We start from the raw sequence: 20772 nt of genomic DNA on the forward strand, positions 1-20772 counted from the left end.
TCCGCACGGAAAATTGCGACTTTTTCACCCATCTCGTGTATCGTCCGCGGATGCTGGCAACCGTGATGAGGGCGACGTAGGAAATTCCATGGCCGCCAGCGAAAAAAACGGCGACGTGGTGAAGGCATCAGCATTACCACATGGCAAGGCCGAACATGTTTTGATCGTCGACGACGAAGAAAGTTTGGCGCGCATTCTCGGCCGATTGCTGCACAGCATTGGTTATCGCGTCACGGTCAAAACGCGCTCGACCGAAGCGCTCGAAGTCTTCGAGCAAGATCCCTCCCAATTCCACCTTGCGCTCGTCGACCTGCACATGCCAGCTCCAAACGGTATCGAATTGGCCGCGAGACTACACGAATTGCGACCCGATATGCCCATTTACATCATGAGCGGCTTCAGCGATGCGCTGGGCGACGCGTCTCCCGAAGAACTGGGCATCGCCGCTATTCTGCAAAAACCCGTCACACGCGAAACCCTCGCGAGCGAGCTGCGCAAAGCGCTCGACCGCCAATCGGGCACGTAACTTCCGCCCGAGCGGCGCTTTCGACTGTCGCCGACGGCCGAATTGCGCTATCCCCCGGTCCCGCGTGACAAGCACCTCTTCCGACCAGCCCGCTTCGCGCCGCCCCACCATTCCTCATTTGCCGGCTCTGGATGGCCTCCGAGGTTTGGCGGTCTTGGGCGTGCTCCTGTTTCATGACGGACGCCTGCCCGGCGGCTATCTCGGGGTCGACCTCTTTTTCGTCCTCTCCGGTTACCTCATTACGTCATTGCTCCTCGCGGAATGGTCAGCCAACCAGAAAATCGACCTCGCAACATTTTGGGTGCGTCGAGCCCGAAGGTTATTCCCTGCCCTCTTGGCGCTCTTGCCCGCCATCGCGCTTTACGCCGCCACAATGGCCAAACCTGGCGAGTTATTGCGCATTCGACATGATGGTTGGGCAACGCTCGCCTACATCGCAAATTGGCGCACCATTTTCGCCGGACGCAGTTACTGGGACATGTTCGAGGCTCCTTCGCCGCTCGAACACACCTGGAGCCTCGCCATCGAGGAACAGTTTTACGTCCTTTGGCCTTTGCTCACCGTCGCCATTTTGCGGTTGTCTCGAGGCAGCCGCCGCACGATGTTCTGGACCTCCTTGGTTCTCGGCGTGCTCTCTGCAGCCGCGCTGGTTTGGCTTGGCACATCTCCCGGCGGAACCGATCGCGCCTACCTTGGAACGGATACGCGCGGCGCGGCCATTCTTTTCGGCGCAGCGCTCGCATGCGTCATGTCCGGACGAACTTCACTGGCGTCGCCTCGAGCGCTGGGAGTGCTCGATGCCATTGGTTTTTGTGCTGCTCTTGGCCTGGGTGTCGCATGGGTGCGGATGGATGGGCAGCATCATTTTTTGTATCGAGGCGGGTTTTTCCTGACCGAGCTCGCGGTGCTCGTGCTCATCGTGTGTGCGGCGCAAGGCGCGAAGAGTTTCGTTGCACGAGCGCTCGCGTTTCGTCCGCTCACGTGGGTGGGGCTCGTCAGTTACGGCGTGTATCTTTGGCATTGGCCGCTCTATGTCGTGCTCTCCCCAGATCGCTTGGGCTTTTCCGGGCTCGCGCTCACCGCGCTGCGTTTGTCCGCGACGTTTGTCGTGGCGCTCGTATCGTACCATTTTTTGGAACAACCCATCCGCAAGCGCGGTTTGCCGTTTGGTAAACCCTTGTGGGTCATTCCCTCTGTCGTTGGTTGTTGCGCGGCGCTGCTTTTGGTATCGACGCGATATGTCGCAACGGCGCGCGCTGTTTTTCACTCCCTACCCTGGACATCGGTGATCCCGCCGGGCACGAAGAGCGTGCTCGTCGTCGGTGATTCCGTCGCGCAAGCGCTCGGCGAACGAATGCGTTCGGTGCAGACCGGCAAGAAGGTGATCATCGCCGAACGGGGAACGCCCAATTGCAGCATTCTCGAAGGAACGTTGCCGACGTTGTCACTATCCAATCAGCCGCACGACGGCGATTGCGACGCGCGCTGGGAAAAGGACGCCGCGATTCTTCGCCCCGACGTTGCGCTGGTCATTTTGGGCGGTGGTCATTTCGCGCCCGTGGAAATCGACGGCACTTGGCAACGCCCGTGTGAAGCGGGCTGGACCAAGGCGTACAGTGCCGAGCTCGAAGAAGAAATCCGAAAAATGGTGCCGCATGTCGGCAGCGTTTGGCTCACCCGCGTCCCCTATCCGCTCAAGCATTGGCAGACGCCCGAGCGAGATGCTCATATCGACTGTTTCAATCGCATGCTCGAGGATATTGCCGCAAAAATTCCCGGCGTGCGTATGCTGGATTTGGCCAAATACGTATGTCCGTCGGGGAGCGCGAGCTGCGCGAAGGAGAGCGCGGGGCATCCGATTCGTCCCGATGGGTTGCATTTCGCAGGGGACGGGGCGAAAGAAACGGCAACGTGGGTGCTGGATCAGATATCGAATTGAAAGCACGCCCTGATCTGTACGCGCGCTTCGCGAGGCTAGTTTACGATGGGGGGCTCGCAGGCGGCTCTATAAGTGTTTTGGGCTGCGCCCAAAACACGAGCCGACTGCTCTGCCCCCCATACCCCCCGAAGGCCGGATTGCAGCCATATCATAACAGAGCCCTCGCCCGCTCGCACGTCACCCGTCCGCGTTGATACGCCCAACGATTTGCCCGAGCAATTCGGCCGCCTTGTCATTGTCGACCTGACACGTGCCCGCGGCGTCGTGACCACCACCGCCATATTCGAGCATCAACGCGCCGACGTTCGTCTTGGACGACCTGTCGAGAATCGATTTGCCCGTCGCAAACACCGTATTCTGTTTCTTCAGGCCCCACATCACGTGGATGGATATGTTGCACTGCGGAAACAACGCATAAATCATGAAGCGGTTGCCGACCCAAATCGTCTCTTCACCGCGCAAATCCAAGACCACCAAGTTCTTGTGCACGGTCGCGCAACGCTTGATCTGATCGATGAATCGTTCCTTGTGCTCGATATACATGTCGACGCGCTCTTTCACGTCGGGCAGCTCCAAGATCTCTTTGACGGAATGCTGAAGACATGCATCGATGAGCCGCATCATCAGGTCGTAGTTCGATATCCGAAACTGCCGAAATCGACCGAGACCCGTGCGCGCATCCATGATGAAGTTGAGCAGCACCCAATCGCGCGGATCGAGGATTTCGTCGCGCGTGAATTGCGCCGCATCGGCCTTGTCCACCGCTTCCATCATGTCGTCCGGAATGTCGGCAAACTTTTCTTTGCCACCGTAATATTGCCAGACGACGCGCGCAGCCGACGGAGCATGCGGATCGATGATATGGTTTTCGTGCTTGCCTACACGCTGCGTTTCACTCGAGTGATGATCGAACGCAAGGTGCACTCCTGGCACGTACGGGAGGTTGGTCGTGATGTCCCGATGCGACACGGAAACTTTGCCGTCCTGCATGTCTTTCGGGTGAACGAACTTGATCTCCTCGAGAATCCCCAGCTTACGAAGGAGCACGGCGCATACGAGCCCGTCGAAGTCGCTCCGCGTCACCAGCCGGTACTTGTCTCCCATGATCTAGCCTCCCGATCCTGTTCGGGACGGGAGAATAAACCAAAAGCAAGCGTCTCGGAAAGAACTCGATCACTTCGGATGGATTTTATGAACTGCCATCCGTCACGGCGTGGAAGTACACCAAGTCCCCAAAGGCTCGGCGGCATCAGAATCGCCCTTCCAGGCTGAGCTTGACACGGCTCACGTCCGCGTCTACCCGCTAACGCGTGCACGACGCCGACCCCATTTACCTCGATCACAACGCCACGACGCCACTTTTGCCGGAAGTCTTCGACGCGATGGTGCCTTGGCTTCGGGACGGCTTTGGGAATCCTTCGAGCGGGCATGTGTATGGCAGGCGCGCGAAAAGCGCCGTCGAGAATGCTCGCGCGCAAGTTGCCGAGCTTCTGGGATGCTCGAGCGACGAAATTTTATTTACTTCGGGCGGCACGGAAGCCAATAACCTCGCCATTCGCGGCATCGCGGAAGCATATTCGAAGAAAAAGCACGTCGTCACATCCGTCATCGAACATCCGGCGACGGCGAAACCATGCGCGTACCTCACACGAAATGGCTATCGCGTCGATGACGTGGGCGTGGATGCGCTCGGACAGGTTCGCATCGATGAAATTGCGAGCAAGCTCGGCGCGGACACGTGTCTCGTGACGATCATGCATTCGAACAACGAAACGGGCGTGCTGCAACCGATTGCAGCGATTTCCAAGGTCACTCGATCGGCGGGCACGCTTTTGCACACCGATGCAGCGCAATCAGCGGGAAAAGTGCCCACACACGTCGATGAACTCGGCGTCGATCTTTTGTCCATTGCGGGACACAAGCTGTACGCGCCCAAAGGCGTGGGGGCATTGTTTGTACGCAAAGGAATTTCGTTGTCGCCGCTCTTGCTGGGTGCAGGACACGAACGAGGTTTGCGCCCGGGCACGGAGAACGTCGCGTCCATCGTGGGGCTTGGCACAGCGTGCGTGATCGCCAAGAAAAACCTTGCAAAGGAAGCGAAACGCGTGCAGGTTTTACGGGACAACCTGTTCGAGCGATTGCGGGATCGCGTTCCGGGGCTCGCGTTGAACGGGCATCCGGTCGAGCGACTACCGAATACGTTGTCCGTGCGATTTCCGGGCGTATCGGGCACGGCGCTTTTGTCGCATGCTCCAGGGATTGCCGCTTCGACGGGTTCGGCGTGTCACGATGGGCATGAATCCGCGTCGAGCGTGATGACGGCGATGGGGGTTCGTCCGGACGAAGCACTCGGGACCGTGCGATTGACGCTCGGGCGCGGCACCACGGAAGCGCACGTCACGCGCGCGGCGGAATTGCTTTCGGAGGCGTGGAGCCGGTTATTTGGTCCGCCGCGTGACGGGTGATGGTTCATCGAGCGGTACCGGCGGAACTTCGTGATACGAAAGGTCCGGCTCGAAGGCCCACACGTGCACATTTTCCGCTTGGAAATCGATCAAGCCAAACGATGGGTCGTGATCGCGGCACAACGTCCCCGCATTGATGACGACGCGATCTTCGACGGCGCGCACCATTCGCCTGTGGCTGTGCCCATTCAAAACGAAACGCGCCTTCGAGGTTCGGCACAAGCTGCGAAAGCCCACGTTGTAACGCACGAGCGAAACGTCGTCCCAGGGCATGATGGATGCCATGTCGTCGCTGCCCAAGCCATGACAAACCAGAAGCTTTCCCGAAATCGTGGGCAGCTCGATCATGAGCGGCAATGCCGAGAGCCACTCCTGCGCAGCCGCGGACACACGCGCGCGTTCGTGTGCATGCGGAAGATCGCGCATTTCACCCGCAAAAAACCATCGCTCGTGATTCCCGCGCACGCCGCTTACATCATGCTCGCGCAAAAGCGAAACCGTTCGCTCGATGTCCCCCGGCCCATCGACGATATCCCCCACACTAACGATGATATCGACCTTCTGCTTTTCAAGCTCGCGTAGGGCCCATTCGAGCCGCGTGTCTTCGGCGTGAATGTCCCCCAAATAGCCGATTCGTTTCATTCCTCCGCGGCAACTTCCGCCGTGGTGGGCGATACCGGCAATTCGCCCGTGCGCCAAAAGCTCCATGTGAAGAGCGGCGAATAATCGGGCTTGGGCAAAGCTGCCCATGCATCTTCCGATCGTTCACCTCGACCGACGCAGCACTTGGCGCACAAACATTCGTCCTTGTACATCGAGCCCCAGAGCTGATCCCAGATTTTGAAGAAAAATCCGGTATGGTAAGGGCGCCTCAACGTCGATTTCGCGTGGTGCAAATAATGCTGGAAGGATGAATTGATGATGGGATGATGCGCATCCGGCCAATCGAGCTCGTAGCCCCAATGCAAGTATGCGCCGTATCCGTAGAAGAAAATGGCGAAGATGCCAAAGAGCAAGTCCATGTTGATGGGCATCACGAGCGGGAAAAGCACGAGCGGCGTGGCCCGAACGAATTGATCGATGGGCATGTCCGCAATGACGGCAAAAGGACTTGGATTGTAAAATGCGTGGTGATGTCGATGTTCCTTCCACGCCACGCGATTGACGTGACCGAGCCGATGGTAAATGAATTCAAAAAAGTCCGTTCCGAACCAAACGATGAAAAACGAGAGGACGAGATACCAGGCGCCGTACGATCCCACGCCGCAATAGGCTTTCGAGTAGCCGCTGTCGACGAGGTGTAGCGCGAGGGCGGGACACGTCGCCGCCGTGAAGAGGCCCTTCAGCATTTGGATGATTTCTTTGCGGACGAGCTTGGGCGAAGGGTAGTTCGGGTTCGACTTGCGCTTCCATTGTTCGTACGTGGGGTTCATGTAGTAGCGGCGAAAGACGAGCCCCGACATGATCAGCATTGAAACGAGGGCCAGGCCGGTGAGCACGAGCCACGTCGTAAAAAAATTCCCGTGCTTGGCGACTTCACAAAGCATGTACGCCTCCGTCGGATGCGCTCCGCGTGTGAGCCCAGGCTACAGGTAGTCATTCTTCGAAGTCCACCTTAAAGTTCAATACTTACGACGAGACAACGGGACGGTTTTCGTTCATCCTGGGGCTTGCCGTGCCGATCACCGCTTCCATTCCTGCGTTGTTTCTGCTTGTAAGTGTCGCGAGCGCGATGTTCACGCTGAACGCGCTTTGGCCAGCGCGCCGCTTCTGGCCGCTCGTGGGCGCCGGATTTTTCGCATCCTGGCTCACCGGAGAGCTCGCGACGCACCACTTGTTTTGGCAAGCAGCCGCGACGGGGCTTTTTGTATGGGCGGGCGGGCTGGATGAATGGCCGAGCATGGCAGCTTTGGTCATTTTTTCGCTGTCGTGGATGGGTCTTTTGCGCATTTTGGTGCAGTCTCGGCAAGCCAACGAGGTCATGGAGACCGCGCTACGCGAAGGCCTCGGCGCAGATTACGAACGCCTGATTCCCGAACGATTTCGCGATGGTTTGACCGAGCGGTGGACGCTTCGCCAGAGGCTTTTTCCTTTGCCCATTTTCGATGGTCGGGTCGAACGCATCAAAAATATCGTCTTTTCGAAGGCGGGCGGGGTCGACCTGCGGCTCGATGTGTGCCGGCCCAAAGGTTTGGCGCAAAACGAATTACGTCCCACGGTTCTGTTCGTGCATGGTGGAGGTTGGACGATTGGCAGCAAGGACGATCAGGGCAAGCCGCTGGCGAATCGATTGGCGGCGCATGGGTGGGTGGTCGTTTCTGCGAATTATCGATTGTCGCCACGATTTACGTTTCCGGATCACATCATCGACGTGAAGAGCGCGATTCGATGGATTCGGGAGCATGGGGAGGAATACGGAGCGAATCCGGATTTCGTCGTGATTACGGGAGGTTCGGCGGGTGGGCACTTGGCGGCGCTCGCGGCGCTCACGCCGAACGATCCCACGTTTCAGCCGGGGTTCGAACATGTGGACACGAGCGTTCAGGGATGCGTGCCGTTTTACGGGGTCTATGACTTTACGGATCGCAAAGCTATTTTCAAAAATACGTTGCTCATTCCGATCCTCGAGAAGGCGGTGGTGAAAAAGCGTTTGTCCGAAGCGCGGTCGGTATTCGAGCATGCGTCGCCGATGAGTCACGTGCGCGCGGATGCGCCTCCATTTTTCGTGATTCACGGGGAAAAGGATTCGCTTGTGCCGGTGGGTGAAGGGCGGCTCTTCGTGGAACTCTTGCGCGAAAAGAGCACGTCGCCGGTGCTTTACGCGGAGCTTCCGGGGGCGCAGCACGCGTTCGAGGTTTTTCCTTCGGAACGGACGGGGCATGTCTTGGCGGGCGTGGAGAGGTTTGTCGGGGCGGTGTATGGGCAGTGGTGTGCTGGGAGGGAGCGGGAGGTCGAAACAAGGGCGGCCGCAGGGTGACGTTGTACGCTTGACGTACCACGTACCGCATGGTAGAAGGCGGGCACGTGATACGCTCTTTTCGGTGCAATAGGACCGCTTCTCTTTTCGGTGGCAAGGATGTACCCCTCTTCCGTGCCTTTCGACAGCAAGCCGAACGGAAGCTACTCATGCTCGAGAACGCGCACACCCTTGACGACCTCCGTATACCACCTGGAAACCGGCTCGAGGCACTCAAGGGCGATCGAAAAGGTCAACATAGTATTCGCATCAACGACCAATTTCGCATCTGCTTCAGGTGGACATCAGAAGGTCCTGAAGATGTGGAAATCGTCGACTACCACTGATTATTGACGAGGGAACACATCATGCGTAACCAAATGCGTCCCATTCATCCCGGTGAAATTCTTCGCGAAGAATTCGTCGTGCCGTTCGGAATGAGCGGTAATGCACTCGCTCGCGCGTTGCACGTGCCCGCAAATCGCATCAATGCAATTCTCAATGAGTCGCGTAACCTCACGGCCGATACGGCTCTGCGACTTGCACGTTTTTTTGGAACGACGCCAGAATTCTGGATGAATCTTCAAAAGACATACGAGCTTCGTCTGGCGGAAGTTTCCACAGGAGTGGTCATTCAACGTTCCATTAAGCCAAACCAGCCCGGGCTCGCGTCTCCCGATCGATCCTCGTCGCCAAAGCGTAGCAAGAAGGTCGCCTAATCTTACACATCATCCGCCCGACGCTACGTCGCTAAGCGCAGCCTCGGTCCACCTTACTCGACCAGCCATCGCGCCATCCGCCGTTCGACTTCGGCGTCGTCAACGACTCGACCCTCTTCAATATCCGCAAGCCCACGCTCGATCTTCTGCCGAACATAGATGTGGTACTGGATGTCCTCGAACGATGCATCTTCTGGGAGTTTCTCCAGAAGCTTGCCGACTTCCGCTTTGGCACTGTGCATTGGGGACCTCGGACCGCGAACTTACCACATCTTTTGCGTTCCGTCACCCCTCCCCCGACAAACGTTCGTCCTTCCAAACAACCGTTTGTCCCCCAACCATCTACAACGTCGACGCCACCACTTCATCGAGCGACGCTTCATCCACGAGGCCCGTCATGTACTTGACGACGCGGCCTTCTCGGTCGATCACCACGAGGCTCGGCAGCTTCGCCACGTTGTACTTGCGTGAAGCATCGCGCGATGCATCCATCACGATCGGGTACGACAGCCGCTGCTTCATCGCGTGCGATCGCGCAACCTCCGGCGGGTCGTCCACGTTCACGCCAAGCACCACGAGACCCTGCTTTTCGTAACGCTTCGCGATCCGATCCAAAATCGGAGCTTGCAGCGTGCATGGACCGCACCAAGTCGCCCAAAAGTCCAGCACGACAGGATGCCCCTTGAGACTCGACACCTGCATCCTCGCGCCCGCGTCACCGTTGGCCGCCACCGGGAACACCGCGTCGGGCGCCGGCTGCCCCTCGAGAGGACTCGTGGAACCCTGAAAACGCGGCAAAAACGCGATGAGGACGAGCGCCCCCACGACGAGAAAGATGGCCAGCGAACCAAGTCGGGACTTGTCTTCGGACGGGACGGGGTCGGTCATGAGGCGGAAGTGTTCTTAGCAAGTTCTTTGCGTCTACGCCGCTTCGCCGTCCCCTGATATCGTTCGCTCCACGTCAAGGCGCACGCGCCCGAATCTTGCCCAAAGCAGAAACCTTCGGATACGCAAGCCCCGAAGCTCTCATGCCGAACGCCGAAAGCCGCGTCGGAGGAAACATGCTCGATCGCCCGAACTCGTCGACCGACACCCCTCGCATCAAAGGCCAGCGCCCTCTGCCCGGAGCGCTTCAGCTTGCAAAATGGCCACCCGACGATGCCGATGTTCCGGGCGCGCCCGGCGGCGGAATGCCTGCTGCTCCCGCTGGAGGGGGCGGTGGTGACGTCGGCGATGGTGACTTCAGAAAAGGCAGCAGAGGCGGCGTCATCGGCGCCATCGTTGGTGTCGTGCTCATCGCTGCTGTCGGTGCAGGCGTCTACTTCGGCATGCAACAAGGGCACACGAAGATGACGGTCGATGAGATCGTCAAGGAAAAGAAGAACATCTTCGTGCTGCCGAAGAAGGATCAGCTTCCACTGTGGCGCAAGTGGGCTGCTGAAAAGAACGAGTGGGCGCTGCAGCAAGAGGCGCTGATTCAGCTCGCCTACGCAGAAGATCCCGATGGCGTCACGCACGCGACGAACGCGTTGACGAGCCATGATCATCGCGTGAAGGGCGTGTGCGCTCAGGTGCTCGCGTATTACGGTTCGCCCAAGGCCGATGCTGCAAAACCCGCGCTCTTGGCGGCGCTCAAAGAAGCCGACGACAGCGATAGGCCGCAGATCGTGTGGGCCCTGGTGACGCTGAAAGAACCCGCCGTCTTCAAAGACGCGATGGATCAGTACCGCAAAGGGTTCTTGTCGAAGGTCGAACGATTGGGCGGCGGTATCGCGTTCGACCCGGAAAAACTCGCGCAACTCGTGCCGCTCGACGATTTTGCCAAGCTCGCAGACGACCAGAGCTCGTCGGTGCGGCAGCTCGTCGCGACGCTTTTGTCGCGTGACGCAAACCCGAAGTGGACGCAGACGCTGATCAAGCTGGTGAAAGACAAGGACGTCGAGGTTGCGCGCGAGGCTGCCACGGGTCTCGGCAAGATCGGCGACGAGACGGCTCGTGCACCGCTTCTCGAGGCGCTCAGGCCACCGGCGGGCGTCGATCCGGCGAAGGATCAACTCTTCAAGGAAAATCGACAGAAGTTCCTCGAAGCGTTGCGCGATGGCATCGGCGGCGAAGGGCTCGTGCTGGCGCTCGACAGCGTGAAGCCGGATCCTCCGGAGACCGAGTGGTTTCAGACGAAGCAGCTCTTCGACATGATGAAGGACGTGGCCGATCCGCGTACGGGCGAGTCGCTCGTGAAGTGGCTCGAAACGAAGAAGCCTGGGATCCATTGGCAAGGGGAAGCCGGGACGCGATTGGCTGAAATCGGTGACATTCGGGCTGCGAAGTACCTCGGCGAGCGCATGCGTGCGAATCCGGGCGACGTGTACAAGCAGGAGAATTTCTGGCAAGCGGACGAAGGCGGGCACTTGTCGCGTACGGACCTGCCGCGCGTCGTTGCTGCACGCATGCTCGCGGACCTTGCGATGATTCACCCCGACAAGAAGGAAGAGCTGAAAGCGGCCGAGGATGGGGTATTGTTTTGGATTACGGATAGGCCTCAGCCGCACGCGAACGGATTGCGTTTCCTTGCAGCGCTCAATTCGGAAAAAGCTGTGAAACACATGCGTGATTGGGCATTTCCGAAGGATCCTTTGCCGAAGGAAGGTGCACCGCCGCCGTTCCCCACGGCATTCGAAACGGCGCAAAGCGCATTGCGTTATATCGGCATGATGAAGGACGAGCAATCGTTCCCGAAGCTGCTCGAGCAATTCAAGCGCAAGAAGGACAAGAAAATGGACACGACGTTGGAGGGCATGAATGGTGGCGGTATCGCCATGCTCGGTATGGCTCTTCGCGCAGTGGCCTACGGTGCGGCGCAAGGATTGGGGCAATGGGGTGATCCTCGTGCCGCCAAAGACATGATGGAGTTCATCGAGGACGAGCTCTGGAACGAGGAAGCGCGGCAAGCTGCGTGCGAAGCGCTGGCATGGTGTGCAGACGACAAGACGCTCATCGAAGTGGCGAAGAAAGCTGCCGAATTTGGCGGGAAAAAGGAACCGCGCAAGCAGTTGATTGGCGCGTGTTATGCGCAGACGTTGTCGCTGAAGCCCATGCCGGGCGTTGCGGCGACGCTGGCGGAGCTCTTGAAGCCCGAGATGGACCTGAACTTGCGCATGCCGTACGCGCGAGCCATCGGCATTGCAGGCGTCGACGAAGAAACGCAGAAGATCCTTTGGGACAAACTGCAAAATCCAGAAGTTCGCAATGCAGCGGCGCTGGCGCTCATCATGGGTGGATCGCCCGAAACGGCAGCTCGAACGGTCGCCATGTACGGTGATTTCGGTCAAGACGCGCTGAACGACTTGAAAGATCATTACTTCCGCGCCTTCGGGTATTGGTCGGACGAAGACTTCAAGCGAGGCAACATTTATCGTTATGTCGCCAATGCGGAGGCGATCGCGCGGATCAAAGTTGGTGACGTGACGCAAGATTGGTCTCGTCAGCGACTGCAGGCGCAATTCGACAACTTGAAGTTCGACAACGGTCCGCATTCGGAGACGCGCGTGGTCTTGCGTTATCGCCTATGGCAAGACGCCAAAGGCAGCGACGCGGAGCGAAAGAAGGGCGCGATCATGACGCTGAAGTTCATGAAAGAACGCGGCGTGCTCATGGCATTGCGTGGCGAACAAGGCGACACGGGCGAGTTGGCACGAAGGGCGTTCTTCGAGCTGATGAATCCGAAGGCGCTCATTCCGGAAGACCTGAAAGCGCTGCAGCCGAAGAGCGACGGCAAAGGCGACAAGCAGTAGCACGTCACCCCCCAACCCGATAGGCGCCAACCCGTTTTCCACCCCCGCGCGGGGTTTCAGAGACTGTCTCAAAAATCGGCCGGGGTTGCAGAGACTGACTCAAAAATCGGCCGGGGTTGCAGAGACTGACTCAAAAATCGATGCGTAGTGTGTCTCCGCACGCCCGCGCGGGGTTAAAACCCCGCGCTACACGATAAAAAGTCCCTCACTTCCGTTCGGGACTGGCGTTGTGCGATCTCGGATCGTTATCGGGAATCCCCGACGATTTCGCAATAGATTGCATTTCTCGCAATGCGGCGTGTGGCTAGTCCGAGCGCGGCAGCGCGAGGACTTCTTGTGATGTAGCGCGGGGTTTTAACCCCGCGCGTGCATGCGGTACGAGGGACCGAAACCCTTTCATGGTCATTTGCGCTGGCGCGCGCGTGCCTCAGCGTCAGCCTCTTCCTCGGCCGCCAGCTCATCTTCGGCGGCATCGTCTTTCGCGTCGGCGTCCGCAATGCGTACGCGCTTCGGATCGCTGGGCGTTTCGACCGGCTTCACTTCGATCCGCGCGCCGCTCGAGGTTCGCTCCGTACGATTGCGGACGACGTCCTTGGCGCGCTGCATGGACTCGTGCGCCAAAACGCCCGCATCCCGCGTCCGTGCACTCGCGTCACGCAATGGTTTGCCAAAAAAGATCGACAGCACGGACAAGAGCGTAGGGACGATGGCCCGTAATGCCACGAGCACCGCGATTTGGGCGATCGTGAGGCCAAACAATAAAAGGCCGGCGACGGGCACGGGGATGGTGCTGGATTGAACTTCGGCCCAAGCGCGCTCGTCGATTTTGCGCGCTCGCTGTTCGGCTTTCCGCGCGCGTCGTGCAGCCTTTTCCTCGGCCTTGCGTGCATCGCGGTTGGCCTTCGATTCGTGCTTCTTCGACTTTTTGGCCCACTCTTTTTTGATTTCCGAAAACCCCTGCTCCATCTGCTGGACGGCTTCTTCGATACCTTGCTCGATGTCCCGTTCGATATCGCGTTCCTTTTTGGACGGTTTGGCGCCGCGTCGAGGTTTGTCGCGAGGAACGTCGGTTTTTCGGGGCGCATCCCGTAGCGTTTCGATGAGCGGCGCAATGCGGGTCGCTCGACGATCGGGGTCGGGCTCGAGCATCGCGGCGAGGGCCGAGACGAGCGTGGGACTTGCATTTTTGCCAAGCGCCGATGCAACGTCGATGGCAAGACCCTTGTGAGGCAAGTCTTCCGGCTGCACGCCCGTGAGCATCGTCATGGCCGTGGCGCCAACCGCGTACACGTCGGAAGCGGGCATTGCGCGCCCCTGAAATTGTTCGGGCGCCATGAATCCGAACGTTCCAACGACCGTGCTGCCTCCTTCGGGTTTCAGTTTGTCACGTACGGCCCCAAAATCGATGATGACGAACGAACCATCGGGCCTCCGCAAAATATTGCTCGGCTTCACATCACGGTGCACGACAGGCGGCGCGCGACCGTGCAAATAATCGAGAATCGCGGAGCTATCGCGAAGAAAGCGGACGATTTCACCTTCGTCGAGCGTCGCGCCGCGTTTTTGCATGGCGGCCAAACTTTCGCCTTCCACCTTTTCCGTGACCAAAAAGAGCTCGCCATTTTCCTCGAAATGCTCGACGTACCGCGGCAAACCCGGATGCGACAAACTCGAGAGCACCCGCGCTTCACGCTCCGCAAGCTCGACCTCTTTCCAGCTCTTGGCGCCTCGAACGCGAAATCGTTTGATGGCAACCGGCTTGCCTTCTTTCTTGTCGACAGCCTCGAACGTGGCCGCTTGTCCCCCTTCGCCGAGGAGCCGAATCACGGCATAACGATCGCCGCGCAAGTGACTTGGTGCATCATGCATGAAAAAGGTCCGAGCAAGAACGTTCAGTCGGCCGTTGCCCATCGGCCTCGAGCGAGCGGTTGGATTCTGCGGCGCGGCGCATCGGTGCAAGCATCCTCGCAAGAAGCGACGTTGTCAAGGTCGGCGGATGAGCCGCGACGGGATGCGCAAAGCTGCTATGGTACGGCGCTGATGCGCCCCGACGAACGCCCACCGCTCACTCTGCCTGCCCCCGACCCGCTCGCGCCACCGGCGGATTTTGCCGCGAAACTTGCGGATGCGAACATCCGAATCGACGCCGCAGCCATAACCAAGATTGGCGATTACCTGGCGCGGCTCTTGGCAATGAATCAGCAGATGAATTTGACGGCCATCGAAAATCCGGACGCCGCTTGGGAGCGCCATGCGCTCGATGCATTGACGCTGCTTCCACGGCTCGATGACATAGGGCCTGGAGGACGAATCATTGACATTGGTTCGGGCGGAGGACTACCGGGCATTCCGATTGCCATTGCGAGGCCGGAACTATCGGTGACGCTGGTGGAAGCAACGCAAAAAAAGGCCGCATTTTTGACGGCAGTAGCCAATGCATTGGGTTTGTCCGAGGTGACGGTCCTTGCGGATCGAGCGGAAAAGCTCGCAGCAGGGCCATTGCGGGCAGCGTTCGATGTGGTGACGGCGCGTGCCGTGGCGCGGCTATCGGAGCTCGTGCCCATCACGGCGCCATTCGTGAAGCCGGGCGGGCGGTTGCTCCTCATCAAAGGGCAAAAAGCGAGCGAAGAATTGGCTGAAGCTTCGCGCGTGCTGGTAAAACAGCGTGTGGCGCATATCGAGACGGTGGTGACGCCCACGGGACGTATTGTGGTGTTGAAAAAAGCAGAGCGGTAGCGCAATTGCGCCAATGCCACGGAGCCTCACAATGGCGGATGTGGACAACACGGGAATCTGCTTGCCTTAGCACTCCCCATGTGGGACATTTCGTTTGGTGTTTCGCCGTGGTGCCCGGACGAACCACGAAGCGCAACGCCTTCATCGAGGAGACATGTTATGAAAATTCGAACCAACGTGCGAGCAGGCGGTCTGAAGGCGGTCAATGGGCTGATTGCCGTGAACCACAGCGGCGTCAAGGTCAAAACGAAGGTCCGTGCGGGCTTTGTCGGGGCCATCAATCACAGCGGCGTCAAGGTCAAGACCAAGGTTCGTGCCGGTTTTGTCAATGCCATCAACCACAGCGGCGTCAAGGTCAAGACCAAGGTCCGTGCGGGCACCGTCAATGGCCTGAAGACGGTCAATGGCCTGAAAACGATCAACGGCTGACAACCTGCCGCGGCTCACATCAATCGCATCCACCCGCGAAATTATCGCGAACCGGCACTCAAATCATCGGTGACGATCGATGAAGGGCTCTTCAAGTGACATCGAGCGCGGTTGTGCGCTCTTCGCGCGCGCGCAGGAACTTCGCGACGCCGGCAATCCCATCCAAGCTCGTGCGTTGTGCAAACGAGCCCTATCGCTGCTCGAAAACGCGCTTGGACCGCGCCATCCCGACGTGGCGAATGTTTTGCTCGAGATCGCGGGTACATTCGAAGATTGCGGCGAATCGGCCATGGCCATCGAACCTTGCGAGCGAGCGGCGGCAATTCTCGCTCGCGTTCGTTGTGGCATCGAGGGTGAATTACTCAAATTTGCGTCGTTGTCGTTGCTCGGACGCCTATACGTCGCGGCGGGTCGTTATCGAGAAGCCAAAAAGTCATGCACGCGCGCGTTGCACGTCGCAGAACAAAAGCTCGGACACGCAGAACGATGCGATGCGCACAATGGACTCGGCGTGGTCCACCGACATCTCGGCAAGCTCGACATTGCCGAAGCACATTATCGACAGTCGCTTGCGCTGCTGGGCCGACCGCGTCCTCCGCAAGCGATGGCGACTTTGTACCACAATCTCGCGGGACTCGAACACGCACGTGGCCAGCATGCGCGCGGCATCGTTTTGGCTCGTCGCGGTCTTCGTCTTCGCGAAAAAGCCCTCGGTCCGGCGCACGTCAGCGTTGCTGCGGACAAAGCAGCGCTCGCGTCGCTTTATGAAGGCAAAGGCGATTTGGCCGCTGCCGCAACGCTTTATCACGAAGCGATTGCAATCTTCCGGAAGGCTTACGGTCCGAAACATTTCGAGGTTGGGTTCAATTTGGGAAACCTTGCCGCCATCTTGCACGAGCAGGGTCGCCTGAGCGAAGCGTCGAAAATGTATCGCCGTGCGCTTGCCATTCAAGAGGAGGCGGCCGGAGCGTCTCACCCATTTCTGGCGCTGTTGCTAGAAAATTTCGCCTCGCTGCGGCTCGCGAAAAATCGCCCCGTCGAAGCCGCGGCTCTTCAGGATCGAGCCATCGCCATTTATTCGCGTGCCTTGGGTTCGAGGCACCCCGATACCCTCGCAGCACGCAAAACACGGCGCGATATTATGCGTTGCGTCGAGCGGTCGACCTGGTAGGCTCGCGACCGATGTTCGCGATAGGCGAACGCTTCGATCGTTACCGGATTGAAGCGTTGCTCGGTCAAGGAGGAATGGGCGCGGTCTACCGCGCGTTCGACACGAAGCTCGAACGTCGCGTTGCGCTGAAGATTCTGCGCACGTCGGCTGAGCCATCCGAGCACGATTCCGCTGGCCACGCGGCGCGACTTCTCCGCGAAGCTCGGGCTGCCGCGGCGCTCGATCACCCAAACGTCATCTCCATCTACGACGTGGGTGAGGTCGACGGAACGACGTTTCTCGCGATGGAATTCATCGAGGGCCGGTCGTTGCGAACGTTCGTGGAATCGGACACGCCGATTGCGACGCGCCTCGCGTGGCTCGTCGATATTGCTCGTGCCCTTGCGCTCGCGCATCGTCGAGGTCTCGTGCACCGGGACATCAAGCCCGAAAACGTGATGCTGCGCGATGACGGCGTGATCAAAGTGCTCGACTTCGGCATTGCGCGGCGTGCGCACGCCATTGCGGATTCGACGGGGACGCTGACGAACCAATCGACGACCCTGGGCACCGGAAACGAATCGAAACTCGTGGGAACGCCGCACTACATGGCGCCCGAGCAGATGCGCGGCGGACAAATCGACGGGCGCACCGATCAATTTGCCTGGGGAGTTCTCGCCTACGAGCTGCTCTCTCGGGGCGCCCTGCCCTGGCCCAATGCGCACGATCTGGTGGCGCTCGTTGCGGCCGTCATGTCCGAAGATCCGGTGCCGATGCCCAACGTGGCGGCGCTCGATCCAACCGTCGTAGGCGTGGTGATGCGGGCGCTACGTCGCGCGCCGCAGGAACGCTTTGCGTCGATGGAGGACGTGCTCGCTGCATTGGGCGAAGAGCCGGCGCCTTCGATCCGGTCGGGGCTTGCTGCGCGCAATGCCAGCTTGCGGAATACGCCGGGCGCCTCGGCAGCAGCGCTCGCGGACACCCTTGGTGCGGCCGATGCGATCGCCGTCGGGCAAGCTCCCGCCGAATCGTCCACGGACAAACGCACCTCCACCACGGGTGCTCTCGCGGAAACGATTGCGGCGGACAAACTCGATTCCGACAAACCGGCCGTACCGACACGCGGTCGCCGCAAGAGGGCATTGATCGCGGTGGGCGTGATCGTTTCGCTGGGTCTCGTGGGCGTCGGTGCTTACGCCGTTCGCACCAAGACCCATGGTGGTTTGGACGGTTCTTCCACGAAGGCCGCGACGAACATTCCCGGGACGCGTCGTGCCATCGCAGTTCTCGGCTTCCGAAGCCTTTCCGGACGCGAGGATGTCGCATGGATCGGCACGGCGCTCACGGAGACGATGACGGGTGAGCTTGCGATGGGCGAGCAGCTCCGCACGAGCAGCGTGGACGACGTCGAGCGGATGAAGCGCGACTTGTCGCTTGGCGACACGGACAAACTCGACAAGAAAGCACTGACGCGCATAGGCAAACATCTCGGAACCGAGCTCGTCGTATCGGGGACGTATCTTGCTGTTGGGGGCAAGGTTCGTCTCGACGTACGGCTCGTCGACGTCAAGACGGGCGAAGTCTTGGCGACGGTGAACGAGTCCGACACGGAGAGCGCGCTCATCGACTTGGTGGCGCGTGCCGGTTCATCGGTGCGACGTCATTTGCGGGCGGGCGATTTGTCGCAAGAGCAAGAGAAAAACTTGCGGGCCCTGCAACCGGCGACGCCGGAAGCAGCGCGGGCGTACGCCGAGGGACTTGCGAAGCTGCGAACATTCGATGGGGTGGGGGCACAAAAGGCATTCGAGCGCGTCGTGACGCTCGAGCCTGCATTTGCACCGGGTCATGCGGCGCTCACCGATGCGCGGCTCATGTTGGGCTTGGGGGATGCGGCCATCGAATCGGCGAAACGAGCCATGGAGCTGTCGCAATCGTTGCGTCGTGAAGAACGGATGGTCAACGAAGTTCGTTATTACGAAGCGACGAGCGCCTGGGCCAAAGCCATCGAAGTTGCGCAAACGCTGCACGGTGTCTCCAGACAATCTCGAACATGGACTCCGTTTGGCAAAGGCTCAGACGGAGGGTGCCAAAGGAAAGGACGCGCTTGCGACGCTCGAGCGTCTACGCCGCTTGCCGCCGCCCATCGGGGACGATCCACGGATCGACTTAGCCGAGGCCGAGGCGTATTCGACACTTGGCGATCTGGCGCCTTCGAGCACTGCCGCCAGGCGCGCGATGGAACAAAGCGGATACAATGGGGGCGACGACCATCGCGGTCCGAGGCCAGATGGTACTCGGCTTCAACCTCCTCAACACGGGCGAAAATGTCGCGGGCATTAAAAACCTCGAAGCAGCGAAACGGCGCGCAGCAACGACAGGCGATCGATTGCTTCTCGTCGAGGTCGTGCACAATCTGAGTATCGCCTACTATTATCGCGGTGATTTGAAAACGGCAGTCGAGCACGATGCCGAGGCAGCGCGCGTCTGCCGTGAGCTGGGAAGTGCCGCGCGTACAGCCGAACTACTCGTGAATCTGGCGGTGCTCGAGATTCAACGCGGGCGTTTGGACGAAGCAGAGCGAGCTCTCGCCGGAACGTCGCAGGAGCTCACTCCGGCGTACCGAGCGATGGCGCGGCTGCTCGGAGCCCGTGTGGCTGCATTGCGTGGCGACGTTTCCAAAGCACGCAGCGAGTATGCGGCGGCGATTTTGATGGTGCGCGACGCTCAAGACGAACGGAGCCTGGCATGGGGAAAGGCCTTCTTTGCCGAATTGGCGCTCGACGAAGGCAAGCTGGACGAAGCCGAAGCGCTTGCCAAGGAGTCGCTCGGCACGCGCTCGCGCCTCGGCCTCACGCTTTTCACGGGGGAAAGTCAGCTGCTCCTTGCGCGCATTCTACTCGCCAAAGGCGATTTCGACGAAGCGGAGAAAGAGGCCAAGGCGGCCCTCGACACGTTCATCGCCGAACAGTCGGTGGCGCTCGAGGCCGATGCGCGCGCCGTCATTGCACAAATTCAACTCACGACGAAGCGCCTCGAGGATGCGGCAACGACGCTGGCCAAAGCCCGACAAACTGCGGCAACGACGCAATTCGTCGCGCCTCGGTTGGAAGTCATGATCACCGGAGCCATCCTCGACGCTCGACAAGGTAAAACCGAAGATGCGCACAAAGCGCTCGACAGCGTGATTGCAGACGCAACAAAGCTCGGGATTCCCCGATTCGAGCTCGAGGGGCGCATTGCAAAGGCACGCATCGACATGGGTGCGAACAAAACGGCGCAAGGACGAGCGGCTCTTGCGGCAGCGGCGAAGGACGCAGAAAAGCTGGGGCTTCACGGCATAACGCGTAAAGCGCAGCCGTGATCGTGACGAAGAGGGACTACTTGAGAATGATGAATTCGACGCGACGATTCTTGTCGTGGCACGCGTCGGTGTCTTCGGTGCACAGCGGCTTCGTTTTGCCGTACCCTGCCGTTTCGATCTTCACGTTGGGCAACCCGTGTTCATTGATGTATTTCGCCACGGCCGCGGCTCGACGCTCGGACAACTTCTGATTGTGCTCGGCCGATCCTGTCGAATCGGTATGGCCCGCGATCTGCATGTGAACGACTTCCGGGTGTGCCTTCAAAATCGCCACGAGATCCGAGAGGACGCCTTTTGATTGCTCCTCATTGATGTGATCACTGTCCGTGTCGAACAAAATCTGCTGATCAATTTCAATATGATCCCCCTTGATGTGCGCCGTCCCCACGTCGCTCGGAGCATCCTTCGGAGCTTCTGCGACCGGAGGCGGCGGCGGGGCCGAATCTCCCGTCTTGATCTCCGCCTGCATCGACCCTCCGCCACCGCACCCGACGATGAGAGCGAAGGGCACCACCAAAAGAAATAGACGCTTCATGTTCATGACCTCTCTTTGTTGTTGGATCATCGTTTGACCTGCAACGATGCATCGACCAAGACACCAATCGACACGCGGCGTCAAGACTTTAGTTGGTCGGAATTCGGCGCGCTCAGAGACGAACGCTCCACGCTGCGAGGGCTCAGCGAAGAACAATCATCGTGT

General features: G+C 59.5%; 19 protein-coding genes. 12 read left to right on the plus strand and 7 right to left on the minus strand.

Annotation, left to right across the window (positions count from 1 at the left end):
* Nucleotides 1-88 precede the first annotated feature (88 nt).
* Nucleotides 89-526, plus strand: a complete 438-nt coding sequence (locus IPM54_40815; GenBank protein ID MBK9266117.1) for a response regulator — start codon at nt 89-91, stop codon at nt 524-526.
* A 64-nt stretch (nt 527-590) separates the two neighbouring features.
* Complete coding sequence (locus tag IPM54_40820) at nt 591-2465, plus strand: acyltransferase (protein MBK9266118.1); 1875 nt, start codon at nt 591-593, stop codon at nt 2463-2465.
* A gap of 177 nt (nt 2466-2642) precedes the next feature.
* Here the strand turns inward: IPM54_40820 and IPM54_40825 are convergent, their stop codons facing one another.
* Nucleotides 2643-3569: an exopolyphosphatase gene (locus IPM54_40825; protein ID MBK9266119.1), complete on the minus strand. Its 927-nt coding sequence runs from the start codon at nt 3567-3569 to the stop codon at nt 2643-2645.
* Nucleotides 3570-3775: 206 nt separating this feature from the next.
* On the opposite strand from IPM54_40825, the gene IPM54_40830 reads away from it, so the two are divergent.
* On the plus strand, nt 3776-4930 hold the full coding sequence (locus tag IPM54_40830) for a cysteine desulfurase (GenBank protein ID MBK9266120.1): 1155 nt from the start codon (nt 3776-3778) through the stop codon (nt 4928-4930).
* Here IPM54_40830 and IPM54_40835 read toward each other — a convergent pair.
* Both IPM54_40835 and IPM54_40840 read right to left on the minus strand, forming a co-directional pair.
* On the minus strand, nt 4904-5572 hold the full coding sequence (locus tag IPM54_40835; protein ID MBK9266121.1) for a metallophosphoesterase family protein: 669 nt from the start codon (nt 5570-5572) through the stop codon (nt 4904-4906). The two genes, IPM54_40830 and IPM54_40835, sit on opposite strands and share 27 nt — an antisense overlap.
* Nucleotides 5569-6477, minus strand: a complete 909-nt coding sequence (locus IPM54_40840) for a sterol desaturase family protein (GenBank protein ID MBK9266122.1) — start codon at nt 6475-6477, stop codon at nt 5569-5571. Before IPM54_40840 ends, IPM54_40835 begins: the two co-directional genes overlap by 4 nt.
* A gap of 128 nt (nt 6478-6605) precedes the next feature.
* Here IPM54_40840 and IPM54_40845 point away from each other — a divergent pair, with 128 nt between their 5' ends.
* From IPM54_40845 to IPM54_40855, 3 genes are read left to right on the plus strand one after another with little or no spacing between them, the layout of a single operon-like run.
* Entirely contained in the window at nt 6606-7907 is a 1302-nt protein-coding gene (locus IPM54_40845; protein ID MBK9266123.1) for an alpha/beta hydrolase, read from the plus strand.
* A 47-nt stretch (nt 7908-7954) separates the two neighbouring features.
* Entirely contained in the window at nt 7955-8233 is a 279-nt protein-coding gene (locus tag IPM54_40850; protein ID MBK9266124.1) for a type II toxin-antitoxin system RelE/ParE family toxin, read from the plus strand.
* Between the two features lie 18 nt (nt 8234-8251).
* Complete coding sequence (locus tag IPM54_40855) at nt 8252-8605, plus strand: HigA family addiction module antidote protein (GenBank protein ID MBK9266125.1); 354 nt, start codon at nt 8252-8254, stop codon at nt 8603-8605.
* A gap of 53 nt (nt 8606-8658) precedes the next feature.
* On the opposite strand, the gene IPM54_40860 is transcribed toward IPM54_40855, so the two are convergent.
* A complete protein-coding gene (locus IPM54_40860) occupies nt 8659-8847 on the minus strand; it encodes a hypothetical protein (protein ID MBK9266126.1) in 189 nt (62 codons plus the stop codon).
* Between the two features lie 100 nt (nt 8848-8947).
* A complete protein-coding gene (locus IPM54_40865; GenBank protein ID MBK9266127.1) occupies nt 8948-9493 on the minus strand; it encodes a TlpA family protein disulfide reductase in 546 nt (181 codons plus the stop codon).
* Between the two features lie 173 nt (nt 9494-9666).
* Between IPM54_40865 and IPM54_40870 the strand changes: the two genes are divergently transcribed.
* Nucleotides 9667-12396, plus strand: a complete 2730-nt coding sequence (locus IPM54_40870; protein ID MBK9266128.1) for a HEAT repeat domain-containing protein — start codon at nt 9667-9669, stop codon at nt 12394-12396.
* Nucleotides 12397-12798: 402 nt separating this feature from the next.
* Here the strand turns inward: IPM54_40870 and IPM54_40875 are convergent, their stop codons facing one another.
* Complete coding sequence (locus tag IPM54_40875; protein MBK9266129.1) at nt 12799-14265, minus strand: protein kinase; 1467 nt, start codon at nt 14263-14265, stop codon at nt 12799-12801.
* Here IPM54_40875 and rsmG point away from each other — a divergent pair.
* From rsmG to IPM54_40900, 5 genes are all read left to right on the plus strand, one after another.
* The gene (gene rsmG / locus IPM54_40880) at nt 14260-15132 is read left to right on the plus strand and encodes a 16S rRNA (guanine(527)-N(7))-methyltransferase RsmG (protein ID MBK9266130.1); all 873 of its coding nucleotides are present in this window, start codon (nt 14260-14262) and stop codon (nt 15130-15132) included. The genes IPM54_40875 and rsmG overlap by 6 nt on opposite strands.
* Before the next feature lie 159 nt (nt 15133-15291).
* On the plus strand, nt 15292-15561 hold the full coding sequence (locus tag IPM54_40885) for a hypothetical protein (protein MBK9266131.1): 270 nt from the start codon (nt 15292-15294) through the stop codon (nt 15559-15561).
* A 79-nt stretch (nt 15562-15640) separates the two neighbouring features.
* Nucleotides 15641-16732 (plus strand): tetratricopeptide repeat protein, encoded by a 1092-nt coding sequence (locus IPM54_40890; protein ID MBK9266132.1) that lies wholly within the window; start codon nt 15641-15643, stop codon nt 16730-16732.
* An 11-nt stretch (nt 16733-16743) separates the two neighbouring features.
* Entirely contained in the window at nt 16744-19128 is a 2385-nt protein-coding gene (locus tag IPM54_40895; protein ID MBK9266133.1) for a protein kinase, read from the plus strand.
* Complete coding sequence (locus tag IPM54_40900) at nt 19116-20072, plus strand: tetratricopeptide repeat protein (protein ID MBK9266134.1); 957 nt, start codon at nt 19116-19118, stop codon at nt 20070-20072. The genes IPM54_40895 and IPM54_40900 overlap by 13 nt, the downstream gene beginning before the upstream one ends.
* Before the next feature lie 16 nt (nt 20073-20088).
* Here the strand turns inward: IPM54_40900 and IPM54_40905 are convergent, their stop codons facing one another.
* The gene (locus tag IPM54_40905; GenBank protein ID MBK9266135.1) at nt 20089-20607 is read right to left on the minus strand and encodes an OmpA family protein; all 519 of its coding nucleotides are present in this window, start codon (nt 20605-20607) and stop codon (nt 20089-20091) included.
* Nucleotides 20608-20772 lie beyond the last annotated feature (165 nt).

This window comes from Polyangiaceae bacterium, from assembly GCA_016715885.1.
Classification (GTDB): Bacteria; Myxococcota_A; Polyangia; order Polyangiales; family Polyangiaceae; genus Polyangium.